An 18799-nucleotide genomic window follows, 5' to 3' on the forward strand; every position below is an offset into this window, starting at 1 on the left:
AAACAAAAGGATTAAAGGGATAATCCGTTTCGATGGAAAAAATATTAAGGAAAGGATATATCGTTGACGTTTACTAGTTAAGAAGAACGTTAATATATGCAAAAGACTTAACCACGGGGGTTAAGTCTTTTTTGTTATTTTTAGCCAAAAACTTTACATGCCAGCTGCTTTCTTACTTAATCCTTATCTGATTCTACCTATAACCTTCTTTATAGTTGATACTATAAATTCTACATCCTCAGCTGTTGAGGACAATGGCGGAGATAGCGTAAGAATATTATTAAACCCTGCAACAGTGGCCCCATTTTTGCCAATAATCAATCCCTTACTCTTACACTCTGAAATAATTTGATCAATTTTTGCAGGCGAAATGGGTTCTTTCGTTTGTTTGTTTTCAACCAGTTCTATTCCCAGCAGGAAACCAAAACTACGGATATCACCAACAAGTGGATGATCCATGAGATCATTCAGTTCTTGTCTCAACTGTTTACCTAATTGAAGAGCACGCTCTACTAAATTTTCTTTTTCGTAGATTTCAATATTCTTTAAAGCGACGGCACAAGCCGCAGGGTTTCCACCAAAGGTATTTACATGTCTGAAAAAACCAAATTCATCTGAACTCTTGAATTTGTCGTATAACTCACGACGAACGGCAGTGGCCGATAAAGGAAGATACCCGCTGGTCAGCCCCTTCGCCATGGTGACTATATCAGGTTTGATGTCAAAGTGCATGTGACCAAATTTTTTCCCCGTTCGTCCAAAGCCGCAAATGACCTCATCTATAATTAAAAGGATGCCATACTTTTGGCAGATTTCCATAACCTTTTCCATATAAATTGGCTCAGGAACCAGAACACCTCCCCCAGTGATAGCTGGTTCCATAATAACCGCAGCAATCGATTCCTTACCTTCCCAAATGATTGTTTTTTCTATTTCTAGGGCGCATTGCAGATTAAATTGTTCGCTGGTCTGCCCTTCTGGGCGGCGGTAACTATCCGGAGGGCTAACATGAATAAAGCCCGGAGCAAGTGGTTCATAATTGAATTTTCGAACAGCCTGCCCTGTCGCAGCTAAAGACCCCATTGAATTCCCATGATAGGCTCGATACCGCGAAATAAATTTATACCGAGCTGGTTCTCCATTTTGCTGGTGATACTGACGAGCAATTTTAAAGGCGGTTTCATTTGCCTCCGACCCACTGTTCGAGAAAAAAATCACATAATCTCCTTCTAACCACTCATTCAATTTCTCTGCTAGCTGGATAGCCGGGATATGACTTTGTGAAAGTGGAAAATAGGCCATGCTTTTTAGTTGTTCATATGCTGCCTGGGCTAACTCTTCTCTTCCATAACCAACGTTTACACACCATAAACCTGACATTGCATCTAAGTATTTATTGCCATGGATATCGGTAATCCACGATCCTTTTCCTTCAACGGCAACGGTTGGTGAGGCTTTTTCTTTATAGGGGGTCATATGATGCCATAAATACTGCCGGTCTTTTTCGAGCATTGCCTCTGCTTTATTTTTGGTCATGGAAATTGTCCTTTCTGTTTAGAAATTTCAGGCTTTTGTTTAAAATTAATGAAAACGGGAACGTTTTTTCCGCTAAATATATAGGGTGTACCACTCTTCCTTAACCCATGGGATGATCCGTTTTTTATATCGTTATATGAACTGCTCTTTCATTGACCGAGAAGGGTTCTATTTCCTTTTTTCGGGCAATGAACCGCTCTTTTATTTACCCAGAATGGTTCTACTACCTTTTTTCGGGCAATGAACCGCTCTTTCATTTACCCAGAATGGCTCTACTACCTTTTTTCGGGCAATGAACCGCTCTTTCATTTACCCAGAATGGCTCTACTACCTTTTTTCAGGCAATGAACCGCTCCTTCATTTACCCAGAATGGTTCTACTACCTTTTTTCGGGCAATGAACCGCTCTTTTATTTACCGGAGGAGGGTTCTCACTCACATTCCTCTTTATGATCAATGAAAACTTTCTTTCATTGACCTTGCGTGCGGCCTTCGAATAAGCAACCAGGATCAGGTAGAAGCTCCTTAAAGAAAAGCAACACTGTCTCTCATCCTATTGATACCGAGCTGTCAGCATTTTCTTTCTTGTATAAAATTCAAATCCGTCTGTGCCATTTGCATGTAAATCCCCATAGAATGAATCCTTGTATCCGGAAAATGGGAAGAAAGCCATCGGAGCTGGCACGCCAACATTGACACCGAGCATTCCAGCATCAATGGTTTCGCGGAACTGACGCACGGCGGAAGCACGATCAGTGTACAGGCAGGCACCGTTCGCAAATGGTGAAGCATTCGCCACATCGATCGCCTCGGTTAAATCTTTTACTCTAACGATGGAAAGAACCGGTGCAAAAAGTTCATCCTGCCAGATTTTCATCTCTTTCGTAACATGATCGAAAATCGTTGGCCCAACGAAATAGCCAGGACCGTTAACCGCTTCATCCTTCCGTCCATCCCGGACAAGAGTAGCACCTTGAGTAATACCGGACTCGATATAATTTATCGTACGGGTCTTATTCCCTTCACGAATGACTGGTCCAAGGAAAATTCCGTCGGTAAGTCCATTACCAATTTTGATTTCATCAGCTAAAATAGATAAACGCTGGACCAATTCATCAGCAATACTTTCTTCCACTGCAACCACGGCGGCTGCCATACAACGTTCGCCTGCAGAACCAAACGCAGCGTTCGTAATTTCTCTTGCTGCAAGCTCCAGGTTTGCATCTTTTAAGACGATGGAATGATTTTTGGCACCAGAAAGTGCTTGGACCCGCTTTAGATTGGCTGTTCCTTTTTTGTAAACATATTCGGCAACAGGCTGTGAACCGACAAATGAGATTGCTTTGACCTCTTTATGTTCGAGCAGCCCATTGACCACATCATGTGCACCATTGACAATATTTAAGACTCCGCTTGGCAATCCAGCTTCCGTCATTAATTCTGTCAGACGGGCCGCAAGAAGTGGTGTCCGTTCGGAAGGCTTTAATACAAATGTATTTCCACAGGCAATCGCAATCGGAAACATCCAGCACGGAACCATCATCGGAAAATTAAATGGAGTAATCCCACCTACGACTCCGAGAGGATAGCGATACATCCCAGATTCAAGATTGGTAGCAATATCGGGCAGCTGTTTCCCCATCATGAACGATGGTGCACCAGCAGCGAATTCAACACACTCAATTCCACGCTGTACCTCACCTGCTGCTTCCGATAGAGCCTTGCCATTTTCTATTGTTACAAGCCTCGCCAGTTCATCCGAATTATCCACAAGCAGCTGCTGATACTTAAATAAAATTCTGGCCCGCTTAGGAACAGGTGTCTGTGACCATGTTTTAAAGGCCTCCTTCGCAACGGCAACGGCATGCTCGACATCTTCTTTTGTAGAAAGTCGTATTTCAGCAATTGCCTGGCCCGTTGCTGGATTGACAACAAGTTCTGTTTTATCAGATTTTGAGTCAACCCATTCTCCTCCGATGTAATTTTTTAATTGCCTGATTCCTTGTGTAAAAGTTGTCATTCAAACAGTCCCCTTTTGATGATTTATCGTTGAGTGCCCGATTAGCAGATGTAAATATATTAAATTGATATACTATCGTTATTAATCATTTGATCTATTTTGGTATAACTAAAACCATGGGCATCTGCCACCGCTTTAAACGTGACTTTTCCACCAATCACATTGATTCCCTTCATTAGAGCAGGTTTGGAAAGTGCGGCAAGATAAATACCTTTGTTGGCAATTTCAATACCATATGGAACGGTTACATTCGTTAAGGCGATGGTTGCGGTTCGAGGGACAGCACCTGGCATGTTTGCAACTGCATAATGAACCACGCCATGCTTTTCATAGGTTGGGTTTGTGTGAGTGGTAATCCGATCAATTGTTTCAATGGAGCCGCCTTGATCGATTGCCACATCAACCACAACAGAACCGGGCTGCATCGTCTTTATCATGCCCTCTGTGACAAGTCTGGGTGCCCGTGCCCCAGGAATAAGGACCGCACCAACAACTAGGTCTGCTTTTTTAACAGCTTCAGTAATGTTATAAGGATTGGACATAAGTGTCGTTAACCGTCCTTGAAATAGGTCATCTAATTCCCTTAACCGGTTTGCATTAATATCCAGAATGGTGACTTTAGCACCTAAGCCAAGCGCCATTTTCGCTGCATTTGATCCGACGATACCGCCGCCGATAATGGTAACTTCAGCCGGGGCAACACCAGGAACACCTCCAAGAAGAACTCCTTTACCACCTTTCGGCTTTTCTAAAAATTGGGCACCGATTTGGATCGACATCCTGCCGGCTACTTCACTCATCGGCATTAACAATGGGAGTAATCCATTTTCTAGTTGAATGGTTTCGTAAGCAATCGCGGTTACTTTTTTATCAATAAGTGCTTTCGTTAGGTCATATTCTGGTGCCAAATGAAGATAAGTAAATAATATTAATCCTTCCCGAAAATATTCAAATTCTTCCGGCAGCGGCTCTTTTACTTTCATGACCATATCTGCTGACCATGCTTCTTTCGCAGTCTGTACGATTTTGGCGCCGGCAGCGATGTATTCCTCGTTCGAGAAACCACTGCCAATTCCCGCATTGTTTTCAATCCAAATTTCATGCCCATTGACGATAAATTCAAATACTCCTCCAGGTGTTAATCCCACTCGATTCTCATTATCTTTAATCTCTTTTGGTATGCCGATAATCATGCTCCTGCATCCCTTTCTGGTTGACCGTTTTGTTGTTGAATTAGTCTCACCGAAAAATACTTCCGAGCCCCCGGAGTTAATAGATGTATAATTTCATTTTCCAATTCACCATTGCTGTTTTTTTTCTCAAAATGAACATAGGCACCGCTTAAATTTTCGGTACTATTTATAATTTGATAGCCTTTTTGAATGTAATAATCAACAAGATCCCGTTCTTTTAAATACTGTTGATATTCAGTCATTTTTCTCCTCCCTTATCTTAACCCGCTTGGTAAAGGGTTAAGAATCTTAATCCTTTACCCTTTACCACTTAATCTCTTACAATATGACAGTTTTTTCTGATTCTGCTTTTTGATTTGAACCATATTTCGCACGTTTTAAAAACTTTCCTGTTCCTGGTTTTCCAACAAACTGTTTATCACGGATAACAAAATTACCGCGTGATAGGACAGACACGGGCTCACCAGTTACCTTGATTCCTTCGAATGCATTATAATCAACGGCCATATGGTGCGTTTCAGCTGAAATGACGCGTTCCACATTTGGATCAAAAATGACAATGTCAGCATCAGCTCCTATGGCAATCGTTCCTTTTTGTGGATACAAACCAAATAATTTAGCAGCCTTTGTTGAGGTAATATCAACAAACTGGTTAATGGAAATTCTTCCTTTCTTAACCCCTTCGGAGAACAGTATACTAACGCGGTCCTCAATGATCGGTCCACCGTTTGGAATTTTTGAAAAATCACCTTTGCCAAGGTCCTTTTGACCAACAAAGTCAAAGGAGCATTGATCAGAGCCTACGGTCTGCAGTTGTCCTGTTTTTAAGGCATTCCACAGTTCGGCTTGATTCCATTTTTCACGTAACGGAGGCGACCAAACGTATTTTGCTCCTTCAAAATTTGGCTTTTCTAGGTAGGATTGGTCCAAAACCAAATATTGCGGACAAGTTTCTCCCCAGATATCGATGCCTTTGCTCCTCGCCTCGGCAATTTTACGGGCAGCTTCTGCACAAGAAACATGGACAACATATAATTGAGATTTAGCTAATTCTGTTAATGTTGCCGCTCTGCCTGTTGCTTCCGCTTCTACTTCCGGTGGTCTTGTCAGCGCATGGAAAATGGGATCGGTATTTCCTTCTTCTAAGGCCTTTTTCACTAAATAATCAATCACATCGCCATTTTCCGCATGAACCATGACGAGTGCCCCAAGGTCCCGTGCAGCAATCAATGTTTTAAAAAGTGTTTCATCATCAGCTTGAAACTGATTTTTATAAGCCATAAATACTTTAAGTGATGTGATCCCCTCTTCTTCAATCATTTTAGGCAGCTCGGCTAGCTTTTCATTGTTCATCTCAACAATTTGGAGGTGAAATCCATAATCAATGACGGCTTTATCTTTAGATTTTGCATGCCAAGTATCAACGGCACTTTTCAGTGTTGCCCCTTTTGTGGTTAAGCAGAAATCAATGATGGTGGTCGTTCCACCAAAGGCTGCTGCTATCGTACCGGATTCAAAATCATCTTTTGTAACGGTTCCGCCAAACGGCATATCCAGATGGGTATGGGGGTCAATTCCGCCAGGGAACAGGTAACAGCCTTTTGCATCAATAACTTCTGCTCCTGAAGCAGGTAAATTGTCGCCAATTTGCGTAACGACTCCATTTTCAATACACACATCGGCTCGATAAGTATCGACTGCCGTTACGATGGTTCCATTTTTAATAATTTTTTTCATAATTAATTATCCTCCCTATTTTGTTGGAATTTCAGTTGTTTATTTTTTAATAATATCGGTTTGATAAGAAAGCGCCCCGAGTGCTGCCTGGCGTTCATTCCATGTCATTGGCGGAAGTTCACTTGGTACTTCAATCATGTCAATCGCACCCTCGACCGGACAGACAATGGAACATAAATTACAGCCGACACAGTCTTCTTCCCTTACTTTGAGGATGCTGTTTCCGTGTTCATCCTTCAGCATATCGATGCATTGGTGGGAGGTGTCTTCACAGGCAATATGGCATTTATTGCAATTAATGCAAACATCATTATTGATTTTGGCAACCACACTATAGTTCAAATCAAGATTGCCCCAGTCAGAATATTTCGGTACCGATTTACCAACTAGATCCATAACAGAGGCGATGCCCTTTTCATCTAAATAATTATTCAATCCTTCAAGCATATCCTCAACGATTCTAAAGCCATGGTGCATGGCTGCTGTACAAACTTGGACTCCGCTTGCACCCATTAACATGAATTCGACTGCGTTTTGCCAGTTTGAGATTCCACCAATCCCTGAGATCGGGATATTAATCCTAGGATTTCGGGCACACTCCCCCACCATATGTAACGCAATCGGTTTTACCGCCGGCCCGCAGTAACCTCCATGTGCACCTTTCCCGGCAACATGTGGAATCGTATTCCAGGTATCAAGATCTACTCCTGCTAAACTATTAATTGTATTAATCATACTAACGGCATCCGCACCACCCTTTACCGCAGCCTCAGCGGTTGCCGTTATATCGGTTATATTCGGTGTGAGTTTTACAATGACCGGAGTCTTCGCCACTTCTTTTACCCAGTAGGTTTGTTGTTCAACTAGGGCCGGTACTTGGCCTGATGCAGATCCCATCCCTCGTTCTGCCATTCCATGTGGGCAGCCAAAGTTTAATTCAAGACCATCAACACCAACTGCTTCTACTTTTTTTACGATCTCATGCCATTTTTCTTGCTTTGGCTCCACCATTAACGAGGCGATGATGGCGTGATTGGGGAAACGCTTCTTAGTTTCATATATTTCTTTCAGGTTTACTTCTAAAGGGCGATCGGTAATGAGTTCGATATTATTAAAGCCGGCTACTCTTTGGCCATTAAAACTCACAGCAGAAAATCGGGAAGACGTATTAATAATAGGCTCTCCCAATGTCTTCCAAACCGCGCCGCCCCAGCCGGCTTCAAATGCACGTTGGACTTGGTATCCTGAATTTGTCGGGGGTGCTGAAGCAAGCCAGAATGGATTGGGTGATTTTATTCCAGCTAAATTGATCCTTAGGTCTGCCATAATCCTGCCTCCTTTTATTCTTTATCCGTAAGCCTAGGCTGTTTCCACAACCGAAGGATTCAGTAGTTGATGAATGGCATAAGCAGTTTCTTTCCCTTGTTGAACAGCCGTTACCACCATCGCATCGCCCTGTAGTCCCTTTCCATAAATGACATCGCCACAAGCAAACACCTTCTGGTTGGACGTTTGATAGGTAGCGGGATTAATCGTCACAACTCCCCCGTTATGCTCTAGATGAAACTGTTCGATTAGTTCCACATATCTGGATTGGCCATTTGCTTTAATCACCGCATCGACTTCAAGAATAAATTCAGTTCCTTTGATTGGAACAGGGCGCCGGCGGCCATCCGCGCCTGGTTCTGCCAGCTCCATATTGATGCATTCAATCCCGGTTACATTCCCTTGCTCATCACCTAAAATCCTGACTGGTGCCGTAAGCCATCGGAATTCCACTCCATCTTGTTTAGCGAATTCAAATTCAAATTGATAGGCAGTCATTTCTTCCCTTGTTCGTCTGTAGAGGATCTTGACATTGTCAGCACCGAGACGAGCGGAATTCGTTGCTGCATCAATAGCGGTGTTTCCTGCCCCGATTACGGCAACCTTTTTTCCTAGCAGCTGCGCAGAAAGTGGTTTTGTTTTCGTTTCTTTAACAAATTCGATCGCGTCAAACACTCCTGTTAAATCCTCACCATTTATCCCCAATTCTGGCACCTTGGACATGCCAATCGCGAGGACAATAGCATCGTAGTTATTCATAATTTCTTCAACTGCTATATTTTTGCCAACTCTTGTGCTGGTTCGAATCTCAACAGTTAAGCTCTCAATCTGCTTTACTTCCCAGTAGGAGATGTTAAGCGGCAGTCTAAATGGCACGATTCCATATGTGTTTAATCCTCCGGCCTTTTCTTCTGCTTCAAAAATAGTAACCTGGTAACCTAGCAGTGCTAGTTCCCTTGCTGCAGACAACCCAGCTGGTCCCCCGCCAACAATCGCCACGGTTTTCCCGTTTTTCTTTCCAGCTGTAAACAGGGATTGTTCATTCTGGATCGCCCAATCGGTCGCATAACGCTGCAGGTTACCAATCATGATGGGCTTGGTAGAATGGTTCAGGACACAGGCGCCCTCGCATAATTCCTCTGTTGGACAAACGCGTGAACAACTAGCCCCAATAGGATTTGCCGTTAGAATCGTTTTAGCTGACCCTTTTAAATTCCCAGAAGCGATTTTCTTAATAAACGAAGGGATATCAATTCCTGTTGGACATGCTTTTATACAAGGTGCATCGTAGCAGTATAGACATCGATTCGCTTCTTCGACGGCTTCCTGCTTTGTTAATCCAGGGACTATTTCTTGAAAATTCAGGCTTAAATCTTCAGATGAGATTTTTGAATGATTAATAACACCCAATGGCCAAAACCCCCTTTATTAAATAATAAATTCTAAAAAGAAAGAACCGTTTCTAACAGGACGTTTACTCCCTTTGCGCAGTCCTCCCAAGTAGTAAGCTCCTCTTCACAATGACTCTTTCCATTGATACTTGGAACAAAGATCATCGCCGTTGGAATATAACTTGCTAGAAATTGAGCGTCATGACCGGCGCCGCTATCCATTCTTTTATACGAGTAGTTTAATGACTTAGTAGAAATCTCTAATAAATCGCATATATCATCATCAAATAATACTGTAGAACGATCCCATAATTTCTCGGTTCGAATATCACAGCCCTCATTTCCCGAGGATTGTGTAAGACCAAAGATAATCTCTTCCACTCGCTTGATTACCGCTGGATCTTTGTGTCTAGCCTCAAGTGAAAAAACTACTTTATTTGGGATAACGGTATGAATGTTTGGAAGGACATTCATACGTCCTATCGTGAAAACTAAATCCTTATCTAGAGCACTAAGCTTTTGGCGGGCTTCGCTGATTAAGTTATTAGCCGCAAAGAGAGCATCCTTTCTCATGTCCATGGGAGTGGTTCCCGCATGGTCCGATTCCCCTGTTATCGCGATTTCATAACAAACCATTCCCAGCACGCATTCTACTACCCCGATTGATAAAGATTCCCGTTCAAGAATCGGTCCTTGTTCAATATGTAATTCTAAAAAGGCCGCAGCTTTGATTAAACGGGATTCCTCCTTACCAACGTAGCCAATCGACTGTAAGGCGTCTTCAAACGTGATACCATAGACATCCTTTTTCTTTAGCATTGTCGCTTTATCAAATTTGCCTGACAATACTCCAGATGCCATCATCGATGGTTCAAATCTGGCTCCTTCTTCGTTTGTGATATCGGCAATGACAAGAGGAATCCGGGGCTTAACCTTATTTTCAACTAAAGCACGCGCGACTTCTAAACCAGCGACTACCCCTAATACGCCATCAAACCGTCCGCCTTTTTTGACTGAATCTAAATGCGAGCCGATCACAAGCGGCGGCTTGTCTTCAATCCCTGCTAATGTCGCATAGATATTCCCCATATCATCAATTTCAACCGACATCCCTAACTTTTTACAGCATGAAATAAAATAATCTCTCGCTAAACGATCCTCTTCGGATAGGGCTAAACGAGTGACACCATTGTTTTCGGTTCGGCCGAAATTGGCAAATTGCTCAAGCGTGGACTGTAATCTTTCGGCGCTGATTAAAATTTTTTGTTTTTCCATCATCTTATTTCTGCCCCTTTCATCTCTTTTTAGCTGTGTGAAAAGACTTTTTTTACCCTACTGTCTTAATGTGAAATCTCCTCCTAATTGCTAAGCTTTAACCTTATGTCTTTTATATGTCTTTAATTTCCGCTCTAAATTGATTATCTTCCTTATAAGAATGACATTCCATTATCTGGTAAGGAAATCTAACACAATTATTTAGGTAAACGACTACAATTATGACGCCACTCCTTGAGAACATCCCTGTAAAGGGTTAGGGTGTTAACAAGTATGGATCAAGATTTGGCTTTGCTTCTTCATTCACTAGTTTTGCTAATTCTGTAAATTCAATTTCGTAAACAATCCGTGGCCGCCCTTTTTGATGTAAGGATTCTTTCCCAATGATTTTTGCAATCTTCTTTTCACATAAACTTTTTAAAATTCTTGCTGCGTGGCGTTCACTTGTATTCATCCCAATACTTAATTCCCTTGTGGTCACAACATTTTTTTGCATCATTGACAACCATGCATAAAATTTACGAAGTGTTAATGAATTTTGCTGATTATCGTTTGATTTTTGTAAGGGATAATTCACTGTTTCTACCGTTCCAAGTGGTCCATAAATCCTTTTGTCTGCATCAATCAAAAAACTGCTCCCCTTCTTTTCTCTGATTGAAAATTCAAGAGCATTCCTTGCATTATAAGCAGCATTTTCAACCGTATTTCCATAGCCAATCCCAAGATTAACCGTAACGGTAAAAAGGTCGTTTAATTCTTTTAGAAAGTAGAAATCTCTCCGTTTTTTCGTTACCTTTTCAAAAACACCACGTGTTGTGTAAAGTGTAATGATCTCGCTATCCGATAAATTACTACTTGAAAATAGCAGGTTTCCAAATTCTACTATTCTTTCCTTTATAAAATTACATTCCTTTTGTAATCGTTCAGTTCGTTCCTTTTCGTCATGGATCAGCTTAAATTGGAGGACCGTAATTTGAGCTTCCGCTTTTTTTTGATTTTGCCCACTTAGCACCGCTTTGCGTAATGTATCTCGGATATTTGCCTTTGTGTGTTTAATCAAAAAAACCGGTACATGGAAGAACTTTAATCTTTCATAGACAGAATTTAGCGTGGTGGCAATCACCTGAACTTTTCCCTCTTTCCATAAGTTCAAGTGATAGTTTGCTAATCCATCACTATCCACTGTATCTTCGTTCAAGGTGATTAATCGATAGGGGATTCTAGAGATCCCTATTTCCTCATAAATTTCTTCTAAGTAATGGGACTCGACAATATCATAACTAATGATTGGGTAATGATGGTAAATCTCGAACACCTCTAATAACAGTCGATAGATATCCGAGCCTTCAAAAGGAATATAATAGGAGATTACATCCAAGGGGATAGCCTCTTTTGAAATAAAAAAAGGTGTTGGACCAGCAAAAACATAAATATCCTTCGGTTCGTGGTGTTCCCGAACTAATTTTGCTGATTCCTCTACCTTTTCATAGATAAGTGATTTTGTTTTAAGTTGATTAAATTCTGAGGCAATCTTACTTATTTTATCGACTAACGGTTCAGGACCGACAATGTATACAGTCAGTTTTATCATGATCACCTCCTGTTCGATAGCATAGAAGCATCTAAAATTTGTCTTAACTAGCTTCGTTAGCCTGATTATCGTTAATATGTTTAAAATAATCCATCGCTTTGAAATAAAAGCTCACATTGAAATTTATGTAAACGGATACATTTTAGAACAAAAAAACCTAATCCTTATCGACGCAACGAAAGGATCAGGTCTTTTGATGTCTTGAAACATATTTATTATTCGTCACCCAGAAACGCCATGGATAGTCCCTTGCTTCACCAGAATTGTTAATTCCAATCCTTTTTCCAGATGATATGCTTTCAGGACAGATTCCCTTAGCAATAAATAAAGGAGAAGAAGTGAGAAGGCGGCCATAGTCATCGATTGTAATGCCCATTGATTTTGTCAATTTGCCGGGGCCGTTTGTCAGATTAGTCAGGACCTCGATTCCTCTTCTTTTTTTCATAAGCTCGATACCAATCACTGGTTCAATGGCTCGGACCAATACCGCTTCAGGTTTTTCTTCACCACCGCTAACTACATTGAACAGGCAGTGGGTGTGCATTAAATACGTATAGGTAAGACCCGAACGTTGGAACATGACTTCTGTTCTTTTCGTGCGTCTGTTTTGATGGCTGTGTGCAGCCCTGTCTCCAGGCCCTATGTAAGCCTCTGTCTCGACAATATAACCTGCCGTCATTCCTTCGTTCGTTTCTTTTACAAGCAGGCAGCCAAGTAATGCCCTTGCCAATTCGAGAGTGGGCTGGTCATAAAACTCCGCAGGTAACGGATCGATATCCAGTAAAGTATCTTCCATGCCTTATTCACTCCTTATAAAGGCTTATCTTTCTCTGTTATAAACCAACCATCAGGTTTTCTTTCAATATGAAACAAATTTTCATCAAACTTTTTTCTAAGTAATTTATACTCCTCATTTTCAAATTTCACCTGTGTTACTTTAATTTTCTTTAAGGTTATTTCCGGTTTCTCGACTTCAAAAATCAGGTCGTCTATTACAAAAAAAGTTTTCTGATGTTTCATTCTTTCCACTCCTTCCCCTTATAAATACATACGTATATAATTTGTTAAAAATGAAAAATTTCCTTGTTAATTTTCTGTAAAATAAACGGAATCTTATCATGATTTGAGCAATTCCTTAACAATCCTTGATTCCTACTTGGTTCGTGGGTACAGTATCAGTGGCTATCATGGTATTGGGTGAAGGTGAGCCACTACATATTCATTATACGCTAATTCGAAAAAAAAGCTTATATGGTCACAATAAAAGATCAGTTCTTACTAAATAAAATTATTTGACATTTCAATCAATGGTGATAGTATTGTACATGCAGGTAATTATTACAAATTCATATGGAAAATAAATCCGCTAGAGGTGCCTTTTTAAAGGGCTGAGATTGAAGTACTACTTCGGGACTCTATGAACCTGATCTGGGTTATACCAGCGTAGGGAAGTGGAAAACAGGATATTTGAATGTGCAATTTTCTCTTTCAAATGATCAAACCACTTTCTAAACATCGGAAAGTGGTTTTTTGTTTTTCACCTGTTCATAAGCGGAATCTTCTAAAGAGGTGACGCGAATTTTAACAAATGTTAAAGAGTTACATATCATTTCGAACGCTAAAATGCCAATCGAGCAGTTACGAGAGATTTTACTTGAGATTCACCCTTATGTAACGTCGATCCACTTAAGGGAAAAGCAACAAACAGCCCGGGAACTTTTTCAAGCGGTTGAATGGCTATCTAAAGACATCCCCCTTTCAAAAATTATTATTAATGACCGAGTGGATGTTGCTGTTGCCGCAAGAGTCGCAGGGGTCCAATTAGCCTATCATAGTTTGGACCAAGCGATTGTAAAAAAGGCGTTTCCAAGCTTAAAGGTAGGTAGTTCCATTCACTCTTATCAGGATGGAGAAAACGCTCTGAGGGACGGTGCTGATTACGTTCTGTTCGGCCACGTGTACCCTTCCCACTCTAAACAAGGTAAGACACCAAAAGGTATCGAGGAATTAGCAAAAGTAGCTAAACTGGCTATTCCGGTCATTGCTATTGGCGGGATCACACCTGAAAATACAAAACCAATCATTCAAGCTGGTGCTAAAGGTATTGCGGTTATGTCGGGTGTCTTAGATTCAAGCGATCCGTTAACCGCAGTAAAAGCGTATGTACATGCATTAAAAGATGGAGATGGTAAAAGGTGAAAAATTCATTTGATGTTGCCATTATTGGCGGCGGAATAAACGGAAGTTCCATTGCCTATCAACTTTCAAAGCTTGGGAAAAAGGTGGTTCTAATTGAGAAGAATCGTTTGGCTTGTGAAGCATCCAGTGCCGCTGCCGGAATGCTGGCAGCACAAGCGGAGATTGAAGATGATGGTCCCTTTTTTCAATTAGCTTTAAAAAGCCAGGGAATGTTTTCTTCCCTCTCAGACGAGTTATTTGAAATTACCGGAATCGATATTGAGTTTGTTCGTAAAGGCATGATTAAAATTGCCGAAACAGAAGAAAAAGCCACAGAAGTCAAACAACAAGCTACGTTTCAACGACATTGGGATCCAGAAATAGAATGGCTTGATTCTCATAGTATACGAGAATTGGAACCCTTCCTCTCCCCTAACGTTGCTGGCGGGATGTTCATCCCTAACGATGGCCATGTCCAGCCAGCTAAATTATCGAAGGCTTTTGCAAAGGCCGCAGAACAATTCGGGGCGACCATTCTCGAAAACACAGAGGTTCTTTCATTCAACTACGAAAATGACCGAGTAAACGGGGTTATAACCACTTTAGGAAACATCGATTGTAACCAGGTTGTCCTTGCAACCGGGGCATGGGCTTCAAAGCTAATGGATGAAACAGGGCTGGCTCTATCAGTCTATCCGGTCAAGGGTGAATGCTTTTCTGTTAAGACAGATATACCGATTATAAACAGAACGATTTTTTCGGATAAACGCTGTTACTTGGTTCCAAAACGCAATGGTGAAATCTTTATTGGTGCCACCCAAATTGATAATACATTTGACAAAAAAGTGACACCAAGCGGTATTGCTACATTAGTGGAAAGAGCCAGTCAACTGGTTCCACAGATTAAGGATGCCCCATGGGAGCGGGTTTGGGCTGGTCTTAGACCCCAAACTGGAGATGGTCTCCCTTATATTGGTGAACATCCATTATGGAAAGGATTGTTCATTGCAGCCGGACATTACCGGAACGGAATTTTATTAAGCCCGGTTACAGGTATGCTTGTGGCTGATTTATTGGATGGCAGACCAGATGGAAACCTGCTCTCGGCTTTCCGAATTGACCGGAATAAAACATTGGTGCATTAGGAGGTTAAACATGAACGTATTATTAAATGGAGAGTTTATTACATTACCAGATGACATTGACTCCGTTTCAGATTTACTTATGCATTATGAAGTCCACGATAAAGTCGTTGTCGTCGAAGTTAACGGGGAAATTCTAACTAGTGAAAATCACCAATGTACTAGATTATCAGATAAAGATCGAATCGAAATTGTCCATTTTGTAGGAGGCGGTTGAAATGTTAAAAATAGGCCCATTATCATTTAATTCTCGTTTATTGCTTGGAACTGGGAAGTACCCAAGCTTTGAAATCCAAAAGGAAGCGGTGGAAGTTTCTAAAGCTGAGATTCTAACGTTTGCTGTGCGGCGGATGAATATCTTTGAACCAAGCCAGCCCAATTTTTTAGAGCAGCTGGACACCAATAAATATACTTTACTTCCAAATACAGCTGGGGCAAAGACTGCCGCAGAAGCCGTGCGAATTGCTAAGCTAGCAAAGGCTTCTGGTCTCTGTGACATGATTAAAGTTGAAGTCATTGGCTGTGATAAAACATTACTACCTGATCCAATCGAAACTCTTAAAGCAACGGAAGAGTTAGTAAAAGAAGGATTTATTGTCCTTCCTTATACTTCTGATGATGTCGTCTTAGCAAGGAAACTACAAGAAGCTGGTTGTCATGCAGTTATGCCAGGAGCCTCACCAATTGGTTCTGGCCAGGGAATCATCAATCCAGTAAACCTTAGTTTTATTATCGAACAAGCCGTGGTTCCGGTTATTGTTGATGCTGGTGTAGGTTCCCCTGCCGATGCTGCATTGGCAATGGAATTAGGAGCCGACGGTGTATTATTAAATACAGCTGTTTCGGCCGCAACAGACCCGGTAAAAATGGCCAAAGCTATGAGTTTAGCGATTGAAGCCGGACGCTTAGGCTATGAAGCCGGGAGAATCGAGAAAAAGCGATATGCTGCTGCCAGCAGTCCAAAAGAAGGAATGAGCATCGGGTGAATAATCGGTACTCACGCCAAGAATTATTTTCACCTATTGGGATTGCAGGACAGGCAAAAATTTCAACTAAACATGTTTTAATCATAGGAGCCGGAGCACTTGGATCCGCAAGTGCCGAAGCTCTGGTCCGTTCCGGGATTGGTCAGCTAACCATCGTTGACCGGGACTATGTTGAATGGTCCAATTTACAGCGGCAGCAATTGTATACAGAGGAAGACGCAGACAATAGACTGCCCAAAGTCATTGCTGCTAAAAATCGATTAACAGCGATTAACTCTTCTGTGGACATTGAGGCCGTCATCGCCGATGCCTCTGTGTTAGAGCTTGAAGGATGGGCTAAACAAGTCGATCTTATTATAGATGCAACCGATAATTTTGATACAAGGATGATCATAAACGACGTATCACAAAAGTATGATGTGCCATGGATTTATGGTGCCTGTGTTGGCAGCTATGGAATCTCCTACACTATTATTCCTGAAAAAACCCCTTGCTTTACTTGTTTATTAGAAACAGTTCCACTAGGAGGATTAACTTGTGATACGGCTGGAATTATCAGTCCTGCTGTGAACATGGTTGTGTCTTATCAAATCAGTGAAGCATTAAAGATTTTGGTTGGTGATTTTGACTCATTGCGGAACAAGCTGGTTTCATTTGATTTATGGAAAAACCAACATAGTGCCATAAAAGTGGATAAATTAAAAAAAGAGGATTGTCCCTCTTGTGGGCAACACCGTTCATATCCCTATTTGTCGTTTGAGAATCAAACAAAAACAGCGGTATTGTGTGGAAGAGATTCCGTTCAGATCCGGCCTTCTCTTCCCATTGCCAGGGATTTAGAAGCATTAGAAAAAGTTTTAGTGAATCAAGGGGGAATAGTGCAGCGAAATCCTTACCTCCTATCGTTTAATGTCGATCCTTACAGATTGGTCGTTTTTAAAGACGGTAGAGTGTTAATACATGGAACGAAGGATATAGCTGAAGCAAAGGTGCTATATCATAGATATTTAGGATAAAAAGAACAGAGGTTTCCTTCTACACCCGTGATTAAAAAACGGCGTGTTGGAAGGAATCCTCTTTTGTTTAGCTGTTTGAAGTATTTAGTGGACAACATGATGCACGTTGTACCAATTTATGTGAAACAATAATACGTTTAGCCGGTTGTGAACTATTTTCAATTTTTTGGATTAAGCTCCTTGATGCTTCAATTCCAAGCTTTAAAATATTAATATCCATGGAAGTTAAAGGAGGCTTTGACATTTCTGACAGCAGGATATTATTAAAGCTAACAACAGAAATATCATCTGGAACCTTGATTCCTAATTCATCTAACTTATTAAGGACTCCCAGTGCCATGAAATCATCAACCACTAAAAGCGCAGTAGGTGGTTTTGGAAGAGCCATTAACTCATTAACTGCCTCTTGGCCCCCTTCCCTCAGGAATTCCTCATGTTTAATATATTCCTCATTTATAGGAAGGTTTGCCTCCTTTAATGCTTGTTTATAGCCATTTAAACGATCTACGGTGACCATTAGTTCAGTGCTGCCGCCAATAAAAGCAATTTGCTGGTGTCCAAGTTCAATCAGGTAATCGGCAGCCTCCTTCATTGCACCAACATTATCATTATCAACGTGTGCAATTTCTTCTGTATAGTTAGCTGGTTTTCCAATCACTACAAACGGAAAATCCATTTTTCTTAAGTACATGATGACCTGATCCTCCACTTTAGAATGTAAGAGAATCATCCCATCTACTCGTTTTCCTTGAACCATTTCAATTACTGCTTCAAAAGTTTCTTGTTCTGATCTTCCTGTTGTCATTTGCAGGGCATACTTTTTTTCGTGTGCCCCTTCACTAATCCCCTGCAACACCGTCGAAAAAAAAGGATTTTGGAAAACTACATCCCCCGAGCTTGGCATTACAAGTCCAATTGTTTGAGTTGTTTTACTAGAAAGACTTCTTGCATTCAGGTTAGGATGGTACCCAAGCTCCTCCATCACTTGCTTGACTTTTCGTTTCGTTGCTTCACTAATTCTGGGATTATTAGCAATTACTCTTGAAACCGTAGAAGGTGCAACATTTGCAAGCTTTGCGACCTCTTTTATTGTTACCGTCATTTTTTTCACCCTTCTTAATAGGGATTTTCATTTTATTTTATCATAACAGAAATAGTACTTTGGTAGCACAATAAAAAGTTCAAGCACATTGGACATCGGATGATTTTATTTTAAATACAAATCAACAACTATTTTACAGAAATTTTAGACTATTAATCTAATTTTCTATTGAAATAACCTTCCAAAAATAGTATTATTTGATTGTGAAAACGGTTGCACTATTTCTTAAAATTATATAGATCCTCCTTTATCCATCATAGGAGGATCTTTATACCACTTTTTGTGCAAACGATTTCACAAAAAATAA

The 18799-nt window shown here is 41.0% G+C and carries 17 protein-coding genes and 1 riboswitch; of the genes, 5 read left to right on the forward strand and 12 right to left on the reverse strand.

Annotated elements, in window-relative coordinates; all coding sequences use genetic code 11:
- Positions 1 to 183 precede the first annotated feature (183 nt).
- The 11 genes from ACZ9EE_RS05620 to ACZ9EE_RS05670 all read right to left on the reverse strand — a co-directional run bounded on the left by ACZ9EE_RS05620 (position 184) and on the right by ACZ9EE_RS05670 (position 13088).
- Positions 184 to 1536, reverse strand: a complete 1353-nt coding sequence (locus tag ACZ9EE_RS05620) for an aminotransferase (protein ID WP_476025681.1) — start codon at positions 1534 to 1536, stop codon at positions 184 to 186.
- A gap of 552 nt (positions 1537 to 2088) precedes the next feature.
- Positions 2089 to 3555: a CoA-acylating methylmalonate-semialdehyde dehydrogenase gene (locus ACZ9EE_RS05625; RefSeq protein ID WP_476025682.1), complete on the reverse strand. Its 1467-nt coding sequence runs from the start codon at positions 3553 to 3555 to the stop codon at positions 2089 to 2091.
- Positions 3556 to 3614: 59 nt separating this feature from the next.
- The gene (gene ald, locus ACZ9EE_RS05630; RefSeq protein ID WP_476025683.1) at positions 3615 to 4748 is read right to left on the reverse strand and encodes an alanine dehydrogenase; all 1134 of its coding nucleotides are present in this window, start codon (positions 4746 to 4748) and stop codon (positions 3615 to 3617) included.
- Positions 4745 to 4990 (reverse strand): hypothetical protein, encoded by a 246-nt coding sequence (locus tag ACZ9EE_RS05635; RefSeq protein WP_476025684.1) that lies wholly within the window; start codon positions 4988 to 4990, stop codon positions 4745 to 4747. Before ACZ9EE_RS05635 ends, ald begins: the two co-directional genes overlap by 4 nt.
- A 76-nt stretch (positions 4991 to 5066) precedes the next feature.
- The gene (gene hydA / locus ACZ9EE_RS05640) at positions 5067 to 6485 is read right to left on the reverse strand and encodes a dihydropyrimidinase (RefSeq protein WP_476025685.1); all 1419 of its coding nucleotides are present in this window, start codon (positions 6483 to 6485) and stop codon (positions 5067 to 5069) included.
- Between the two features lie 39 nt (positions 6486 to 6524).
- On the reverse strand, positions 6525 to 7811 hold the full coding sequence (preA, locus tag ACZ9EE_RS05645) for an NAD-dependent dihydropyrimidine dehydrogenase subunit PreA (RefSeq protein ID WP_476025686.1): 1287 nt from the start codon (positions 7809 to 7811) through the stop codon (positions 6525 to 6527).
- 33 nt (positions 7812 to 7844) lie between these two features.
- Complete coding sequence (locus ACZ9EE_RS05650; RefSeq protein ID WP_476025687.1) at positions 7845 to 9221, reverse strand: NAD(P)-dependent oxidoreductase; 1377 nt, start codon at positions 9219 to 9221, stop codon at positions 7845 to 7847.
- Positions 9222 to 9253: 32 nt separating this feature from the next.
- On the reverse strand, positions 9254 to 10477 hold the full coding sequence (locus ACZ9EE_RS05655; RefSeq protein WP_476032864.1) for an allantoate amidohydrolase: 1224 nt from the start codon (positions 10475 to 10477) through the stop codon (positions 9254 to 9256).
- 256 nt (positions 10478 to 10733) lie between these two features.
- Positions 10734 to 12068, reverse strand: coding sequence for a hypothetical protein (locus ACZ9EE_RS05660; RefSeq protein ID WP_476025688.1), 1335 nt, complete (start codon positions 12066 to 12068; stop codon positions 10734 to 10736).
- Positions 12069 to 12252: 184 nt separating this feature from the next.
- Positions 12253 to 12864, reverse strand: a complete 612-nt coding sequence (locus ACZ9EE_RS05665) for a DNA-3-methyladenine glycosylase (RefSeq protein ID WP_476025689.1) — start codon at positions 12862 to 12864, stop codon at positions 12253 to 12255.
- Between the two features lie 14 nt (positions 12865 to 12878).
- On the reverse strand, positions 12879 to 13088 hold the full coding sequence (locus ACZ9EE_RS05670; protein ID WP_476025690.1) for a hypothetical protein: 210 nt from the start codon (positions 13086 to 13088) through the stop codon (positions 12879 to 12881).
- Positions 13089 to 13426: 338 nt separating this feature from the next.
- A riboswitch (TPP riboswitch) is annotated at positions 13427 to 13535 on the forward strand.
- A gap of 102 nt (positions 13536 to 13637) precedes the next feature.
- Between ACZ9EE_RS05670 and ACZ9EE_RS05675 the strand changes: the two genes are divergently transcribed.
- From ACZ9EE_RS05675 to ACZ9EE_RS05695, 5 genes are read left to right on the forward strand one after another with little or no spacing between them, the layout of a single operon-like run.
- Complete coding sequence (locus tag ACZ9EE_RS05675) at positions 13638 to 14267, forward strand: thiamine phosphate synthase (RefSeq protein WP_476025691.1); 630 nt, start codon at positions 13638 to 13640, stop codon at positions 14265 to 14267.
- Positions 14264 to 15391, forward strand: coding sequence for a glycine oxidase ThiO (gene thiO, locus ACZ9EE_RS05680; protein ID WP_476025692.1), 1128 nt, complete (start codon positions 14264 to 14266; stop codon positions 15389 to 15391). The genes ACZ9EE_RS05675 and thiO overlap by 4 nt, the downstream gene beginning before the upstream one ends.
- Positions 15392 to 15401: 10 nt before the next feature.
- Positions 15402 to 15605: a sulfur carrier protein ThiS gene (gene thiS, locus ACZ9EE_RS05685; RefSeq protein ID WP_476025693.1), complete on the forward strand. Its 204-nt coding sequence runs from the start codon at positions 15402 to 15404 to the stop codon at positions 15603 to 15605.
- Position 15606: 1 nt separating this feature from the next.
- Positions 15607 to 16374, forward strand: a complete 768-nt coding sequence (locus ACZ9EE_RS05690) for a thiazole synthase (RefSeq protein WP_476025694.1) — start codon at positions 15607 to 15609, stop codon at positions 16372 to 16374.
- Complete coding sequence (locus ACZ9EE_RS05695; protein WP_476025695.1) at positions 16371 to 17390, forward strand: thiazole biosynthesis adenylyltransferase ThiF; 1020 nt, start codon at positions 16371 to 16373, stop codon at positions 17388 to 17390. Before ACZ9EE_RS05690 ends, ACZ9EE_RS05695 begins: the two co-directional genes overlap by 4 nt.
- A gap of 67 nt (positions 17391 to 17457) precedes the next feature.
- Here ACZ9EE_RS05695 and ACZ9EE_RS05700 read toward each other — a convergent pair whose 3' ends face one another.
- On the reverse strand, positions 17458 to 18492 hold the full coding sequence (locus ACZ9EE_RS05700; protein ID WP_476025696.1) for a LacI family DNA-binding transcriptional regulator: 1035 nt from the start codon (positions 18490 to 18492) through the stop codon (positions 17458 to 17460).
- Positions 18493 to 18799: the final 307 nt, after the last annotated feature.

This window comes from Bacillus sp. URHA0034, from assembly GCF_056280405.1.

What these genes read in the sequence shown, in the direction of transcription:
- ACZ9EE_RS05665 (WP_476025689.1), bottom strand. Translation starts at nt 12,864, where the DNA reads ATGGAAGATACTTTACTGGATATCGATCCGTTACCTGCGGAGTTTTAT.
- preA (WP_476025686.1), bottom strand. Translation starts at nt 7,811, where the DNA reads ATGGCAGACCTAAGGATCAATTTAGCTGGAATAAAATCACCCAATCCA.
- thiS (WP_476025693.1), top strand. Translation starts at nt 15,402, where the DNA reads ATGAACGTATTATTAAATGGAGAGTTTATTACATTACCAGATGACATT.
- ACZ9EE_RS05660 (WP_476025688.1), bottom strand. Translation starts at nt 12,068, where the DNA reads ATGATAAAACTGACTGTATACATTGTCGGTCCTGAACCGTTAGTCGAT.
- hydA (WP_476025685.1), bottom strand. Translation starts at nt 6,485, where the DNA reads ATGAAAAAAATTATTAAAAATGGAACCATCGTAACGGCAGTCGATACT.
- ald (WP_476025683.1), bottom strand. Translation starts at nt 4,748, where the DNA reads ATGATTATCGGCATACCAAAAGAGATTAAAGATAATGAGAATCGAGTG.
- ACZ9EE_RS05620 (WP_476025681.1), bottom strand. Translation starts at nt 1,536, where the DNA reads ATGACCAAAAATAAAGCAGAGGCAATGCTCGAAAAAGACCGGCAGTAT.
- ACZ9EE_RS05670 (WP_476025690.1), bottom strand. Translation starts at nt 13,088, where the DNA reads ATGAAACATCAGAAAACTTTTTTTGTAATAGACGACCTGATTTTTGAA.
- ACZ9EE_RS05655 (WP_476032864.1), bottom strand. Translation starts at nt 10,477, where the DNA reads ATGGAAAAACAAAAAATTTTAATCAGCGCCGAAAGATTACAGTCCACG.
- ACZ9EE_RS05625 (WP_476025682.1), bottom strand. Translation starts at nt 3,555, where the DNA reads ATGACAACTTTTACACAAGGAATCAGGCAATTAAAAAATTACATCGGA.
- ACZ9EE_RS05700 (WP_476025696.1), bottom strand. Translation starts at nt 18,492, where the DNA reads ATGACGGTAACAATAAAAGAGGTCGCAAAGCTTGCAAATGTTGCACCT.
- ACZ9EE_RS05635 (WP_476025684.1), bottom strand. Translation starts at nt 4,990, where the DNA reads ATGACTGAATATCAACAGTATTTAAAAGAACGGGATCTTGTTGATTAT.
- ACZ9EE_RS05690 (WP_476025694.1), top strand. Translation starts at nt 15,607, where the DNA reads ATGTTAAAAATAGGCCCATTATCATTTAATTCTCGTTTATTGCTTGGA.